This window comes from Arthrobacter sp. THG-b23 (assembly GCF_059091265.1).
Window position 1 is genome coordinate 210,416 of sequence record NZ_JBNHGM010000005.1, and the last position, 14,881, is coordinate 225,296.

General features: G+C 65.5%; 10 protein-coding genes. 2 read left to right on the forward strand and 8 right to left on the reverse strand.

The features are described 5' to 3' along the window. Positions 1-59 precede the first annotated feature (59 nt). The 6 genes from cysN to AC5RVD_RS11505 form a co-directional block, all read right to left on the reverse strand. Positions 60-1,310 carry a sulfate adenylyltransferase subunit CysN gene (cysN, locus tag AC5RVD_RS11480; RefSeq protein ID WP_494126983.1) on the reverse strand — a complete coding sequence of 417 codons (1,251 nt, stop codon included), beginning with the start codon at positions 1,308-1,310 and terminating at the stop codon, positions 60-62. Next, positions 1,310-2,230 (reverse strand): sulfate adenylyltransferase subunit CysD, encoded by a 921-nt coding sequence (gene cysD / locus AC5RVD_RS11485; protein ID WP_494122630.1) that lies wholly within the window; start codon positions 2,228-2,230, stop codon positions 1,310-1,312. The genes cysN and cysD overlap by 1 nt, the downstream gene beginning before the upstream one ends. Before the next feature lie 42 nt (positions 2,231-2,272). Further along, entirely contained in the window at positions 2,273-3,082 is an 810-nt protein-coding gene (locus tag AC5RVD_RS11490) for a 3'(2'),5'-bisphosphate nucleotidase CysQ (RefSeq protein WP_494111519.1), read from the reverse strand. Between the two features lie 73 nt (positions 3,083-3,155). Next, a complete protein-coding gene (locus AC5RVD_RS11495) occupies positions 3,156-4,718 on the reverse strand; it encodes a sugar transferase (RefSeq protein WP_494111520.1) in 1,563 nt (520 codons plus the stop codon). Positions 4,719-5,994: 1,276 nt separating this feature from the next. Beyond that, positions 5,995-8,628: a LuxR C-terminal-related transcriptional regulator gene (locus tag AC5RVD_RS11500; RefSeq protein WP_494111522.1), complete on the reverse strand. Its 2,634-nt coding sequence runs from the start codon at positions 8,626-8,628 to the stop codon at positions 5,995-5,997. Then, the gene (locus AC5RVD_RS11505) at positions 8,625-11,345 is read right to left on the reverse strand and encodes a helix-turn-helix transcriptional regulator (RefSeq protein ID WP_494111523.1); all 2,721 of its coding nucleotides are present in this window, start codon (positions 11,343-11,345) and stop codon (positions 8,625-8,627) included. The genes AC5RVD_RS11500 and AC5RVD_RS11505 overlap by 4 nt, the downstream gene beginning before the upstream one ends. Before the next feature lie 458 nt (positions 11,346-11,803). Here AC5RVD_RS11505 and pssD point away from each other — a divergent pair, with 458 nt between their 5' ends. Both pssD and AC5RVD_RS11515 read left to right on the forward strand, forming a co-directional pair. Then, a complete protein-coding gene (gene pssD / locus AC5RVD_RS11510; RefSeq protein WP_494111524.1) occupies positions 11,804-12,253 on the forward strand; it encodes a PssD/Cps14F family polysaccharide biosynthesis glycosyltransferase in 450 nt (149 codons plus the stop codon). After that, the gene (locus tag AC5RVD_RS11515; protein ID WP_494111525.1) at positions 12,250-12,876 is read left to right on the forward strand and encodes a glycosyltransferase; all 627 of its coding nucleotides are present in this window, start codon (positions 12,250-12,252) and stop codon (positions 12,874-12,876) included. The genes pssD and AC5RVD_RS11515 overlap by 4 nt, the downstream gene beginning before the upstream one ends. A 646-nt stretch (positions 12,877-13,522) precedes the next feature. On the opposite strand, the gene pth is transcribed toward AC5RVD_RS11515, so the two are convergent. Together pth and AC5RVD_RS11525 are read right to left on the reverse strand one after the other, a co-directional pair. Next, entirely contained in the window at positions 13,523-14,116 is a 594-nt protein-coding gene (gene pth, locus AC5RVD_RS11520) for an aminoacyl-tRNA hydrolase (protein ID WP_493987976.1), read from the reverse strand. Between the two features lie 115 nt (positions 14,117-14,231). Continuing rightward, positions 14,232-14,834 carry a 50S ribosomal protein L25/general stress protein Ctc gene (locus tag AC5RVD_RS11525; RefSeq protein ID WP_494111526.1) on the reverse strand — a complete coding sequence of 201 codons (603 nt, stop codon included), beginning with the start codon at positions 14,832-14,834 and terminating at the stop codon, positions 14,232-14,234. Positions 14,835-14,881 lie beyond the last annotated feature (47 nt).

Below are 14,881 nucleotides of genomic sequence, written 5' to 3' on the forward strand. Positions count from 1 at the left end.
CCCGCAGCCCTGCCCGTGGCATGAATCCACGGGCAGGGCTGTTGGTGCCGGTGCCGGTATCAGGCCGTGGCGACGATCATTCCGGCGCCGACCGTCGCATTCGTAGCCTCGTCTATCAGGATGAAACCGCCGGTCTGCCTGTTCCTCCTGTACTCGTCGGCGAGCAACGGCGACGTGGTGCGCATCCTGATCCGGCCGATTTCGTTGAGGCTGAGCGAGTCGGGGTCGGGCCGGCGATGCAGGCTGTTGATGTCCAGCCCGTACTGCAGGTCCTTGACCAAGGCCCGCGCGCTGCGGGTGGTGTGTTTGACCGCAAGCTTCTGCCCCCGCTGGAGCGGCTTGTCGCTCATCCAGCACACCATCGCGTCGATGTCCTGGGCCACCAACGGCTTGTTGTTCGGCCTGCAGATCATGTCACCGCGGGAGATGTCCAAATCGTCTTCGAGCCGCACGGTAACCGACATCGGAGCGAAGGCCTCGTCTACCGGTCCGTCCGGGGTATCGATGGCCGAAATCCGCGAAGGCAGGCCGCTGGGCAGGACGATCACCTCGTCGCCCACCTTCATGACGCCGCCGGAAACTTGGCCGGCATAGCCGCGATAGTCGTGGTTGCGGTTCTGGTGTGGCCGGATCACGTACTGTACTGGAAAGCGCACGTCCACGAGATTGCGGTCACTCGCAATGTGTACGTTCTCAAGATGGTGCAGCAGTGACGGCCCCTCGTACCACGGCATGTTCTGCGACCGGGAGACAACGTTGTCGCCCTGCAGTGCGCACACCGGGATGATTGAGAGGTCGGTGATTTCCAGCTTGCTGGCGAATCCGCTGAACTCCTCGCGGATCTGTTCAAACACTTCCTGCGACCAGTCCACCAGGTCCATCTTGTTGACGGCCAGCACCAGGTGCGGCACCTGCAGCAGCGACACGAGGAAGGCGTGGCGCCGGCTTTGTTCCACCAAGCCCTTCCGGGCGTCCACGAGGACGATCGCGACGTCCGCCGTGGAGGCGCCGGTGACCATGTTGCGGGTGTACTGCAGATGGCCCGGAGTGTCGGCGATGATGAACTTGCGCTTCGGCGTCGCGAAATACCGATAGGCAACGTCGATGGTTATCCCTTGTTCCCGTTCGGCGCGCAGCCCATCGGTCAGCAGGGCCAGGTCGGTGTACTCGTCGCCTCGTTCCCGGCTAGTGCGTTCGATCGCTTCCATTTGGTCGCTGAAGATGGATTTTGAGTCGTAGAGCAGGCGCCCGATCAGGGTGCTCTTGCCGTCATCGACCGAACCCGCAGTGGCAAAACGCAACAGATCCATCAGAAATACCCCTCTTTCTTGCGGTCTTCCATGGCCGCTTCGCTGACTTGGTCGTCCCCGCGGGTGGCGCCGCGCTCGGTGATGCGGGTCGCCGCTACCTCGGCGATCACGTCCGCGGCCGTCGTCGCCGTGGAACGGACAGCGGCGGTGAGGGTGGCGTCGCCCACGGTGCGGTACCGAACCGTCTCCCTGAAGGTGCGCTCGTTGCCTCGCGGCTGGCAGAAGCGATGCACTCCGAAGAGCATGCCGTTGCGTTCGAAAACTTCCCGCTCATGGGCGTAGTAGATCGGCGGGACGGTGATCTGCTCGTGCGCGATGTAGCTCCAGATGTCCAATTCGGTCCAATTCGAAATCGGGAACACGCGGATGCTCTCACCCAGATGGATTCGGGGGTTGTACAGGCCCCATAATTCCGGACGCTGGTTCTTGGGATCCCACTGGCCGAATTCATCACGGAAAGAAAAAACCCGTTCCTTGGCCCGGGCTTTTTCCTCGTCACGGCGCGCCCCGCCCATGAGGGCGTTGAAGCCGTATTTTTCGGCGGTCTCCAGCAGCACGGCCGTCTGGATGCGGTTGCGGGACCCGTTGGGCTCCTCCTGCACCAGCCCGCGGTCGATGGCATCCTGCACCGAGCCGACCACCAGGTTCACCCCGAGTTCTTTGACCAAGGAGTCGCGGAACTGCAAGACCTCGTCAAAATTGTGGCCGGTATCGACGTGTACTACCGGAAACGGTATCGGTGCCGGCGCGAAGGCCCTCGCCGCGAGATGCAGCATGACGATCGAGTCCTTGCCGCCGGAGAACATGAGCGCCGGTTTCTCCAGTTCGGCGGCGACCTCACGGATGATATAGATCGCCTCCGACTCGAGCAGTTTTAGGTGGCTCACGTGATAGCGCGGTCCACTGGTTGTCTCATTCATTTCTTTCTTCCCCCTTTGATGGTGCCGGCCGGTACGTAACGCCTATTTCCTGGACAACAGGCTGAGCCGCTGCAACAGGTCGCCTGCCAGTTCCTGCCGGCAGACCAGCAGATCGGGCAAGTACGCACGCGGTTGGTTGTAGACCAGTGGCGAACCGTCCAGCCTGCTGGCATGCAGGCCACGGCTACGGGCCACGGCGACCGGAGCCGCAGAATCCCATTCATACTGGCCGCCGCTGTGCAGGTAGGCGTCCACCTCGCCGCGGATGACGGCGGCGATCTTGTAGCCGGCAGAGCCCATCGGCAGCACTGCCGCGCCCGTTTCCTCCACCAGTGCGTCAATGACGGCGGGAGGCCTGGTCCGCGATACTGCGATCCGCAACCGGCGGCCGGGCGGGAAGCGGGACGGCTGCAACCGGACGGCGGGGTCGGAGGTATCCAGGGTCGTGGAAAGTCCCGGCAACGCGACGGCCCCCGCCCGCAGGCTGCCCCTGCACCACAAAGCCACGTGGACCGCCCAGTCCCGGCGCCCTTCGGAGAATTCACGCGTGCCGTCCAGCGGATCGACAATCCAGACCCGTTCCGCCCCCGGGCGCGCCGGATCATCCTCGCCCTCTTCCGACAACACGAGGTCCTGCGGCCGAGACCGCCGCAGCGCTGCGACCAGCAGCTCATGCGAGCGCGCATCACCTTCTGTTTTCAGCCGTTCGGCCGTCCATCCCGCCACCGCGGCGTCCCACTGCAACTGCCGCAGCATGGCCCCGGCCCTACCGGCGAGCTCCGGCGCCAGCGCGGTGTCCGGGACGTAGCGTCCCAAATCCAGGCGGTTGACCGCCTGTATATCCGCCCCCATCAATTTCCCCTTTCACTGCTTGGTTCGCTTGTTCCTGCTTGTAGCGAGCGCTCATCGCATGGACGGCGGGCCCTCAATAAGCGCCGGTTGGATTCACCATCACCTTCAACGTGCGCCACATGATCATGAGGTCCCCGGTCAGCGACCAGTTCTCCACGTAGTAGAGGTCGAGCCTGACGCTTTCGTCCCAACTCAGGTCGGACCGTCCGTTGATCTGCCAAAGCCCGGTCAGCCCCGGCTTGATGTACAACCGGCGGCCCACGTGGCCCTCGTAGCCCGCCACTTCCGAGGGCAGCGGAGGCCGGGGCCCGACCAGGGACATTTCGCCCCGCAGGACGTTGAAGAACTGCGGGAGTTCGTCCAGTGAGTACTTGCGCATCCAGGCGCCCACCCTGGTGACACGAGGGTCGGACCGCAGCTTGAACAGCGGCCCGCTGCCTTCGTTCATAGCCTTGAGGCCCTCAAGTTCCGCCTCGGCGTTGGCGGTCATGGACCGGAACTTGAACATCTCAAACGTCTGTCCGTTGCGGCACACCCGGCGTTGCTTGAAAATGACCTTGCCGGGCGAGTCCCAGCGGATCAGGCCGGCGAAGGCGGCGAAGACAGGTAGCAGGACAAGAAGAGCGGCGGCGGAGACGACGACATCGACGAACCGCTTGAGCAAGTACCGGTAACCGGAGAACTGCGGCCTCTCGACATGCATCAGCGGCAAGCCCTCCACCGGGCGCATCTGGATCCGGGGACCGGCGACGTTGGTCAGCGACAGCGCGACCACCAGTTCGGTGGCGCTCTCCTCCAGCCGCCAGCCGAGTTCCCGCAGGTAGCCGCTGCGCTGCCCCACCTGTCCCGCAACGATGACGGCGTCTGCGCCCAGGAGTCCCACGGCCCGCTCAACGTCGTCCAGGCCGGCCACCACGGGGACCTGCCGTGCCGCGAGGGCGCCGCTGTCAGCCGGGACGCCGTCCAGCGCTGCCCCCACCACTTGGTACACGGCGCCGGATTTCTTGGCGATCTGGTCTATCACGTAAACGACGTCTTCATAGGCACCGAGGACGACGACCTTTGAAAGGTAGTGTCCGTTCTCCCGCTGCCTCGTCAGCCACCGCCGCCAGCTCCAGCGTCCCGCCAAGAGTGCGACGACGCCGACCGGTACCCCCGCCACGAATAAGGGTGCCAACTCGTCCGCCTGCAGGGCCAGGAGGACGACGGCGAGCATTCCATAGGCGCCGGAGCTTGCCCTGATCACTTTCTTGTACTCGGCGGCTCCCACACCGATCACCCGCAGGTCCCGGGTCCTCCCGACCGCGAGGGCGCAGGCCATGACAGCCCCGGTGACCAGCGCAAGGGTCGCACCGGCCCGGGTTGCCTGATCGCCAACGAGCAGCAGTGCCACACCCACCGAGAGCACGATGATGGCACTGTCCGTAGCGAGCAGTTTGGCCTGGTAGCGACGGGCCCACGGCTTGGACGTGCCGTCGCGCGTTCCCAGACGTGGAATAGCCGGTTTCAGGAGCGTCGGTATGGACAGTTTCGGTGCAGCCGGCGTCTCGAACCCGAACGTTTCCGCGGCGACACCCACCAGCGGGGCGACCGTGCGTTGCAGGTAGTTGTCCGTGGACACCTGGGCATCATGCATGGCTAGCGCTTCCCTTCAAGAACCGGAAAGTCCGGCGTAGTGATCATTGACCGGCGCGAAGTTGGCCGGCGGCGGCTGGCGTTGGCTCTGCCGGCGGCCTCGCAAACAAGCGATGTCCTCACGGCCCTCATGGCGCCCTCAGCAGAGCAGCCGCTGCAGCCAGCCGTTCGAAGGCCGAGCGGCCGACGCTTCCCCCCGCACTCCGGCTGAAAACGGCCTCCTGCGCTCCCTCGCCAAGAGACAGTTGACCGGGGGCCCTCTGGTCTACAGAGCCAGCTACCGGGCGTGCCGGCACCCCCGCCCAGCATTCTTCGGGCGGCACGTGGCCCAGGACTGCGGAGCCCATGCCCACCGTCGCGTCCCGGCCGATGGCAACACCGGAGGCGACGCTGCAGCACATCTGTAGCCAAGCGCCACGCCCCACCTGCACCTGGCCGGCAAGGGCCGCACCTGCCCCCACGGTGGCAAATGCTGACACTGCGACATCGTGCGCAAGTGACACCCGCGGCATGATGACGACGTGTTCTCCAAGGGTCACTCCCGCGGCCAAGACACTTTCCGCCAGGACAAGGCTGCCTGCACCGACCCGGACGCCCGCAGAAAGCGGTGCGCGGAGGCCGACGAATGTGGCGTAGCGTTCGGGCCCGGCTCCGCACTCCGCCAACCGATCCACCAATTGCTGGCGGATGGCCGGTGATTCGTGGCATACCAGGAGCCGGCAATCCGGGTACCGGTGAACCGCCTCGACAGGCCCGAGGACTTGTACACCATCTACGGAACGTCCATGGACGTCCGGGTCGTCGTCGAGCACGCCGACTACGTCCCAGCCACCCGCAAAGCGCATCGATGCCAGGACTTCCCTGGCCAGTCCCCCTGCCGCAACCAGCAGCACACGGGTTACAGAATCCCCCATTGCACATCTCCCCCCAGAAATGCACTTCCCCGCTCTTGTCCGGCAGCGGGTGCCGCAGCCGTCCTTTATACATGTACGGGTTACTCGCCCAAGCGATCCGTGGACTCCCTGCGTCCTTGCAGGGCCGGTGTTTTCCGTACCCTCAGAAGCCTACGGAAGCGCGCCTGAGTGCGTGCGCGTACCGGCTACCTGATTGTCCGCCGCGCTACTCAGGTTTCTGCCTCCAATGTTGCGGCGCAGGCGGCAACCGCGGGTGCGAAGAGGAGGGCTTTGCCGGTAGCGGGACGCCTGATACCCGGACATGGAACGACCACTACCGGCGGCATACCTGCCTCTGGCAGTGGTCATACCCACGGGCCGCTCCTACAGGTGTTCGCGCCCCAGTTGCTCCCTGCGGTTGATACCCAGTTTCTCGAACATACGGTAGATGTGGCCTTCGACGGTCCGTACCGACAGCGAGAGCGCGTCAGCAATCTCCGCATTGCGCTTGCCCGCGATGACCAACGCCGCGATGTCGCGTTCCCGTCGTGTCAGCGACGTAGAGGACGGGACCTCGCGGGCGACGGGTGCCGTCTCCTGCCACTGCCCGAGCAGTGCGTTAATGCGCCTTTGCGCGGTCCTGTTGCGTTCCGCCTTGGCAATCCGCAGCGCCTCGGACAGGGTGTGGAGCCCAAGGGAGACCAGCCCTGATGAGTGCACTTCCTCGGCCGTGTGCACCAATTGCTCGATTCCCCCTGTGTCCGCAGCCTCGCAGTAATGGGCTGCCAACGCGGCCTCCCTCCCCTCAAGGGAAGCGGCCAACGTACCGACCTGGCCGATCCGGCCCATGTCGCCCAGCTGAATGGCCAGGAAGCCCATGGCGAGTTCGAGGGAGCTCCAGCCCCGGTTCCCCGCAGTGTCTGCCAGGGATTGCAGCTCGGACAGCGCCTTGGTGCCGGGGAACTGGAGAAGCCGGGCGGCAGCAGCCAGGCCTGCGCTGAAAAGGCCGGAGGGAGTAGCGTTACCGGTCTCCGTCAGCGCGTAATCGGACAGGTACTGTCCGGCCGGCTCATCCTGACCGTTCAACATCGCCAGATACGCACCGACGGCGAGCGCCACCGGGCGCAGGCCCAACGGGTCGTGGTGCTCCAGTTCCCCGGCAGCCCCGGCCAGCATCCGGTAAGCCTCGGCATAATCGCCCCGGCGCCCGAGGATGATCCCGGCCGCTACGTCGACTGCTCCGCCGTAATGGACCAGCTCGTTGGGCCTTGCGGCCCGGAATCCAGCCACTGCTTCCGCGGCGTCATCCCAACGCCCCGCCGTCAGCAGCGCGGCGATATGGCGGACAAGGACAAACATCCGGCTTGCTACCTGTGGCTCATGCGCTTCGAGCGCCTGCAGGGCCTTGGTCGTTTCCCCTACCGCGTGATCCGCTCGACCGGTGACCGTATAGGCCTGTGCCAACAGCGCGCGCGCCAGCACCAGGCAATCCAGGTCCTGGGCCGAGGACGCCTCCGCAACGAGCACCGCCAGGGGCCCGCTCGCCGCCGTGTATTCGCCGTCGGCCACAAGATGGCGCAATCCAAGCAGCCGGAGGCTCCGGTCCAGCATCCCGGCCTGATCCATACCAGGCGCTGAATCTGAGCGCGTCGGCAAGCCCTCTGCCTCGGCGGCCCAGGCCTCCAGGCTGCGGTGCGTCCAAATATTGGGGGAATACGGCCGTTGTACCGCCAGCAGTGCTGCATCCCGGGCCTGCTCCGCATTACCGGCGGCGGCGACCAACCCCTCGAGGAGGGGGCCGGACGTGGGATCGGAAGGGCAAATCGCCCGGGCCCGCTGCAGCTGCGCCGCCCAGCGGAACTCGACTGTCATCACGGCGCCAGCTGACCGCACGGCAAGCTCTGTTTCTCCCGCATTGTTGGCCGCCGCGGCCGCCTTCACCAGCTCATCGTCGGGCAGCTGCACGCCGCTATCGAGCGCCCACTTTGCTCGCCGGAACAGCATCTCCCCCGATCCGCCGTCCGGCAGGACGTCCTCCATTTTCCGATACAGCCGCAGCCTCCGGAACACCGGCACCAGAGTCGGCAGGGCCCGGGCGTGAACCGGGTTGCGCAACCAGACCCGCGGTTCGGGCGGCGGCGAGATCTCGATGAGTCCGTTTTCCATCAGCCGGTCGATGGCCTGCACGTTCCCGCAATCGAACATCACCGTCAGGGGGACTGCCCCGAGCAGTGCCACGAAATCCAATACTTCGCGCTCGTCGGCGCTCAATTCGCTGAGCTCCCGTTCAATCAGCTCCGAGAGGCGGACGTCCGCCTCCGGCAGCACATCGCGCAAGAGCCACACGCCGCGGGTCTGAACTAATCGTCCAGCCTGCCGGGCCTGCTCCAGCAGGCTTAGCAGGAAGAGCGGGTTACCGCCGCTCGCCCGGGCAAACATGGCACTGGCACTGGCCGCGGTCTCTCCGCCAAGTACCTGGTTGCACAATTGGTGCACCTGCCCGTCGGTCAGCGGATCCAGTGACCGGCGGTGCAGCACGCCCTCGACCGCTTCTCCCAGCAGCGTGGGCGGTTCGGCCAGACTGGGTCGGCTGAGCAGCAGCGCCTTGACCTGCATCGAGGCGACCAGCTGGCCAAGAATTTCCGCGCTTCTCGCGTCCAGATCTTGGGCGTCGTCGACCACCAACAGGGCTGGCTTTAGGCCGGCTGTATCGGACTGCAGCCGCTCCGTCAGGGTACGCATGGTGGAGAAATGCGAGTCGAGTTGTTGCGCCGTCAAATTCGTGAGCAGCGGGGCCAAAGCGCCGTATGGGACCGAGGAGAAGGTCCGGCTCCCATGTACTCGAAACGGCCGCACGTCGTCCGCCAGTTCCTGCAGCACGGCAGCCGCGAGGGCGCTTTTGCCTAGCCCGGATTCAGCGACGATCCATGTCCCGTTGCCACTGCGGATGTTCTCAGTGGCGGCCACGACATCGGTGTCCCGCCCCACCAACCGACGCCCGTTACCATCGTCAGTCATGATGCCGAACCCGCCGCTCCCAGCAGTTCGCGTAAATCGGCGCGGCCCGAGACATGGAGCCTGGCGAACATCTTCCCCAAGTGCCAATCAACGGTCCGTGGCGACAGATGCAGCCTCCGGCCCAGCGCTGCACTGCTGCTGCCCTCGGCGGCCAGCTGCGCCAAGGTCAGCTCGAAGGGAGTCAGGGACGCCAGCATCGCAACGATGGTGCTGCTGTCCCGGAGCATGCGGTAGCCCGCGTTTTCCAAGGCGCGCGCCTTGCGGGCCGCTGCGCGGTCGCCCCCGGTGACCGCCGCGCTTTGGGCGGCACGGGCGGCGTCGTAGCTGAACAGGATGTCGCCCAGCGCCGCCGCGCCATCGGCTGCCTTAAGCAGTATCCCGGGGTCTTGGGACATCAGGCCCTCGCTGTACTCATTGCAGAGCCGTGCGGCTTCGCCGTCGCAGGCGGCAGCCGATGTCTGCAGCTTGCGGGCATAGGACTTGCCGCCCACCCGCGCGGCGGCGGCATGAAAAGTCATGGCCGCGGCAGAATTTCCGGCGGCCAGTTCTTCGACACCGGTCTGATTCAGCACCGCGGCTGCGTCGTCCCCCCGCTGCAGCCGCTGGGACGCAAGGATGCTGAAGTATTCCGTGGCGCGGCGCGCCACCTGGCGGGGACGTTCCGGTGAAGCAGCGGCAGCGGCCAGATGGCGGCGGGTATTGTTTTCGTCCGACAGCAGCGAGTAGGAGTAGGCGGCCGCCGCGTTGGCAAGGCCGACGCCGCCGCTGTTGCCGGAGACTTTTAGTTGGCTGATGGCCGGTAGCAGGGCAGCAAGGGCTTTTTCCGCCCGACCGGCGCGGGCGTGGACGAGCCCCAAGGCCAGCTCGCTCCCGCCGCCGTACAGGGACGTCCCCGCCTGCGCCGCGAAGGTTTCGCAATAGCCCAGGCATGAATCAAGTTGGCCTGCCACGATGAGCGACGTGAAGATCCGGGTGCCCACGAAGTTGCGCAGCCCCTTGGGCAGTCGCAGATCCGCCAGCTCCGCCAGCAACATGTTTCCCACGCCAAGGGCTTCCGTTTGCCGGCCCATGACCGCAAATGCTTCGCAGAGAAGCGCTCCGGCGCGGAGCCTGATCTGCGGCGGTTTGTCCCAGTCGTCGCGCAGCAATTTGACCAGCTCGGGGACTTGTCCGTAACTGCCGTCGAAAGCCGCCTGCTCTGCTTCGATCAGCAGGGTTTCATCGATCGTGGTTTCCAGTATTTCCTTCGTCCGGGCTGCATCACCGCGTACCTCGTCGCCTTCGTTGGTCTCCGTCACCGTATGCAGTTCTGCGGCGAGCCTTTCGCGCAGGTTCCTCAGCTCCTCCAACCAGGGGTCGATGGATCCGCCCGTGACCCGCGAAACGGCGAGACGTTCGCCGGCCAGCGCGACCAGGGCAGCCATGGGCTCCTTGCCAAACTCCGGGAGGGAGGCTGCCAGCAGGTCGGCAGCCTGGCCCGGTTTTCCCATCAGGAGCAGTGCCCGGGCCTCTTCCCGGAGGCCGGACGCGCCGCGGTGTTGCCGGCCCAGTGCCCGGACCAACTGCAGCGCGCGTCCCGGCTCCAGTTGGTCGTTGGCGGCAGCAGCGGCTCGCAGGGTCTCTTCCGGGTTCAGCGCGGCGCCCCCCTCCAATGCCCAGATGCCGAGATCCGGCAGGTAGCGCTCCGGCACCTCCGCCGGGTGCAGGACGTGCGCCACCTCATCCCACAGTTCACGCGTCCGTCCAGGCGTGAGCATGCTCTTGACGACTCCGGCCAGGAATTGTCCTCCCACCCGCACCAGCGGGTCGGCGCCCAGCTCGACCGTGATGGTACCGCGGGCCTCCAAGTGTTCCAGAGCCAGCGGGTCGGCCAACCGCTGAAGAGCCGAGAGCGTGACGCCGCCCGCCAGCGCCAGTTGCTCGACGAGCCGCCGGTGCCCGGGAGGCAGTTGCAGCAGCCGCGGTCGCATCACCTCTGCGATGTCGCCGGTGAAAACGAGCGGCTGCGCCAGCACCCACGTCCCGTCCTGCTCAACCAAAGTCCTTGCTGCCACCTGGTCTTGGGCCAAGACCCGCAGGTAGCGCGGATTCCCACCGGTGTTCTGCCACAACGACCGTGCAGCGACGGAAGATATGTTGCCCCCGAGAATCTCGGCCAGCAGCGCCTCACTGTCTGCCGGGTCCAGCGGAGCAACGTCGAAGCGGCGGAGGTCTCCGTCGATCCACAGCTGCATAAAGGCTCCGTCGCCGGCGGCAACGTCCTGGCTGGCCACGAAAAGAGTAACGACTCCAGCGCGTGCCAATTGGGTTAGGGCAGCGGAGGTGAAGGCGTCGAGATTCTCGGCGTTGTCCACAAACAGGACAATCCGTTTGCCCTTGGCACGGTTCAGCAGCGTAGCAGCGATTCCCTCGAGCACGAGCGCCGGGTGCTCCAGTCCGTCGTCGCCCACTCCCCCGAGCAGGATCCCCAACGGGGCGTAGCGGGTGCGGGACGAGGCGTGGCTTCCCCGGACAAATTCGACGTGCGTTTCCGGGCCGAACCATTTCAGCACCTGCTGGGCGATGGTGGATTTCCCCATGCCGGCAGCACCGATCACCAACACCCCTTGGTGGCCTGGTTGCAGTGCCGCGAAGATGTCCTCTGCAAGGCGGCGGCGCCCCGGCGAAATAGAGTCGGTCAGCGGACCATGAAACGGCCCATTAAATACAGCAGTCATCAGCGTCTCCCCCCAAAGTCGCTCAGACACAGCCGTGCATTACCACCGGCCATGCATTAGCACCGGCCACAAGCTGCGTTCCCCCAAGGTCCGCAAGGCCCGATCCCCAACCGGTGTGGTCCACAGTCTAAAGCCGATTTCGTGCCGCGTCTATGGAGGGAGAGTCTCCTGTTGTGCAACATGCAGGTAGCAATCGTGCACCCTGGCCAAGTAATGCCCGTACCAGTCACCGTAAAGATGAGTGTCTTCCGGCTCTGCTCCGGGGAAGCAACGTGTATCCTCGCGCGCATTCTCCGGCAAGCCCGGTAGCGGCAAGGGCCACGACTGGTGCAGCCCCGGGATCCCGGTACGCACCACTCGTGAATCCACCAGCACGTGTCAATAGGCTCGCCTTATCACCGGAGAGGTCGGTGGTCCGAGGTGCCGTGGGGCGCATCTCGGTAGGGGGAGGATTACGCATGAAAATCATGTTCGTGACGTCGGCAGGCGGGCACTTGGCCCAATTGCTGCCGTTGGATAAGTGGTGGAGCCAGCACGCCCGGAGTTGGGTGACGTTCCAGCGGCCCGAGGTCGAGGCTGCTTTGCAAAACGAAAAGGTCACGTGGTGCTTTTATCCAACCACCCGGAATGTCCGTAATGCCATCAGGAACCTGCTTCTGGCCTGGCCGACGCTCCGCCGGGAGCGCCCGGATGTCGTAGTTTCCGTTGGCGCCGGCGTGAGTGTTCCGTTCTTCCTGATCGCCCGCCTGCTCGGCATCCACACTGTTTACATAGAGTGCTTCGATCGGATCACCATGCCGACTCTGAGCGGCCGCCTTTGCTACCCGTTATCCGAGCTTTTCTGCATTCAGTGGGAAGAACAGCGGCGCTTCTATCCCGAAGCCGTGAATATCGGACCGGTGCTGTGAACAGCGCGCATCCCGCTCCGCGGATCGTGGTCTCCCTGGGAACCGACCATCACACGTTCGACCGCCTGGTCGACTGGATCGACGAGTGGCTGGCAGGTATTCCCGACCCACCGTCGTGCTTGGTGCAGCACGGTGCCAGCCGTGCGCCCCGGCACGCCGACGGGGTCACCAGGATGCCTCGCGAGGACTTGCTGGCACTGTATCGAACTGCCACCGTCGTCGTCGTCCAGGGCGGGCCAGGCTCGATCCTCGATGCCCGTGAGGCCGGTCATCTGCCGATCGCGGTGCCCCGGCGGCCGGAACTGCGGGAAGTCGTCGACGGGCACCAGATTGCGTTTACCGAGACGATGGTGCAGCACGGCGACGCGATCCTCGTGCAAGACCAGCAGTCATTGGCGGCCGAACTGGAGAAGGCGCTGCTCGACCCCTCGTCTGTCCGAACGGCGCCGCGCGTCTCTTCGGCCGCCGAGGCTGCCGAAAGACTCAGCGCGGCTGTCGAGCGGCTGGGGAAGACCTCCACCGGACCCATTGCCCTGCGCCGTATCCGGCAGCTTCTGGCGCTGCGGCAGACGGAGGTCCATGCGCACGCGGGGGCCAAGGCTCCTCGCGTCGCCCGAAACTAGGCCTGCGGCGCGTCCGGCTCGAACCGGACGTCGCAGTCCCTCTAGACGGGGACGAGCCCGCCCTGCGCAGGTGGGTGAAATCCCTGACCGAAGGGTTGCGCTGCGTTAAACGCCCCCGACGCAGCGCAACCCGAGGTTTGCCTGTGGCACGCCTGCATCGGCATGGTCATGAAAAAGGGGCCGACGATGGGATGGGGGTGGCCCGGTCTCTTCAGGCCGCCCATCGTCGGCCCCGCTCAGGGAGCCGCAATGGCTGAAACGATTCTATTCACGCTCAACCCTGTGTGCCAATTGACGGTTTTGTGACGCTTGCCAAGGCGTGCAGCACCTTGGTTATCCAGCAAGGACCGACGGGGCCTGGGGGGAAGGTTCCGCCTACGCGGTTCCTCTGGCTTTAGCCAACCCCGCCGGTCCGCTGGAGGCGCCTGGATCCTTGGGCTCCAGGCGCACGGTATTGCGACACCGCCTTGAGGGCGCCAGCAACACTTTCTCAGCGTAAACAGGCGCGGGCGGCCTGACACGAGTAGTCACCACTCGTTCTTGGGCCAGGATGCGGGGCCCATGACCCGCGGGTACCCGGAGTTCCGCGCCCGGGTGTGCTGTCCTCCGCCGTCCGACGATGGGTTAGGGCACGGCCTCCTGACGCTCACCCCTGCTTTGCGTTGGCGTGGTACTTTTGCTGCGCCGCCAGGAGCCCGTCGGCCAGGAGCAGTTCGACGGCGTCTGCTGCATCGTCCAGGAGGAAGGGCAGGTCCTTCTTTTCCGCCGTCGAAAAATCGCGCAGCACATAGTCCGCCGTATCCATCCGCCCGGGAGGGCGGCCAACGCCTATGCGGACCCTGTAGTACTCCTTGGTCGCCAGCGCCTTGGACATGTCGCGGAGGCCGTTGTGCCCGCCCTCTCCCCCGCCGATCTTGAGTTTAATCGTGTTGAAGGGAATGTCGATCTCGTCGTGCAAGGCGACCACATGGTCCGGTTCGATCGAAAAGAACCTGCACAGCGCCGCCGTCGGCCCTCCTGACAGATTCATGAACGTCAGTGGCTTGGCGAGCACGACCCTGGGCCCGCCGATTCCCAATCGCCCTTCCAGGACCTGTGCGTGCGCCTTGTGCGACTTGAACGAACCACCGACCCGGCCGGCCAGTTCGTCGAGGGCCATCTGGCCGACGTTGTGTCGATTGCCGCTGTAGCCGGGGCCTGGGTTGCCCAAGCCGATTATCAGCCAGGTGTCGCTGCTCACGTGGACGGGTGCTCCTCGGACGGTAGATGCGAAGGATTCATGATCATCCTAGGGATAGACCAAAGCCCCCGGCGAATGCGGGATGCAGTCGCCGGGGGCTTTGGAGGCAGCGTTGTTACTCAGCCGGGGTTTCGGCAGCCGGCTCAGCGGCTTCGCCCTCTTCCGCAGCTTCAGGCTCGGCCACGGTCGGAGCGGAGACCGCGGCGATCACGGTGTCCTCGGGGATCAGCAGGCTGACGCCGGCAGGCATCTGAATGTCGGTGGCGTGAACGTGCTCGCCAACCTCACGGCCCTCAACGTTGATGGTCAGCGACTCCGGCAGGGCGGTCGCATCGGCTTCGACCAGGACGGTGAACTCTTCCAGGTCCAAAACAGCACCGGGGGCGACTTCGCCCTCAACATGGATGTTGACGTCGACGTGAACCTTCTCGCCCTTGCGGACGGTGAGCAGGTCAACGTGCTCGATGATCTGGGCGATGGGATCGCGCTGGATGTCCTTGGCCAGGGCCAGGTGCTCGCTCCCGTCAACGTCCAGGGTCAGCAGCGCGTTGGAGGTACGCAGCGCCAGCGTGGTGGCCTTCTGCGGGAGCAGCACGTGCAGCGGCTCTGCCCCGTGGCCGTAAATGACGGCGGGAATCTGGGCGTTGCGGCGGGCCCGGCGGGCCGCGCCCTTGCCGAATTCGCTGCGGACTTCAGCTGCAAGCTTCTGGTCGGACATGATGTTCTCCTTGTGCTGGGTGGTTTTGAGGCGGGTGCCTAGAGACC